Origin of the sequence: Streptomyces fulvoviolaceus (assembly GCF_000718165.1) — a bacterium.
Taxonomy (GTDB): Bacteria; Actinomycetota; Actinomycetes; order Streptomycetales; family Streptomycetaceae; genus Streptomyces; species Streptomyces fulvoviolaceus.
Genome location: NZ_JOEY01000222.1, coordinates 1 through 254 on the forward strand (window position 1 = coordinate 1; position 254 = coordinate 254).

1 protein-coding gene is annotated in these 254 nt (G+C 70.5%); it reads left to right on the plus strand.

Annotated elements, in window-relative coordinates; genetic code table 11:
* On the plus strand, positions 1-254 hold a 254-nt coding region (locus IG08_RS55545; RefSeq protein WP_043457891.1), incomplete at both ends, for a carboxyl transferase domain-containing protein.

A 254-nucleotide genomic window follows, 5' to 3' on the forward strand; every position in this document is an offset into this window, starting at 1 on the left:
TCTCGCTGAACGACGGCGCGGGCGCCCGTATCCAGGAGGGCGTCTCCGCCCTCGCCGGTTACGGCGGCATCTTCCAGCGCAACACCAGGGCCTCCGGGGGGATCCCGCAGATCTCGGTGATGCTGGGCCCGTGCGCGGGCGGCGCGGCCTACAGCCCGGCCCTGACCGACTTCGTGTTCATGGTCCGCGAGACCTCGCAGATGTTCATCACCGGCCCGGACGTGGTCAAGGCCGTCACCGGCGAGGAGATCACC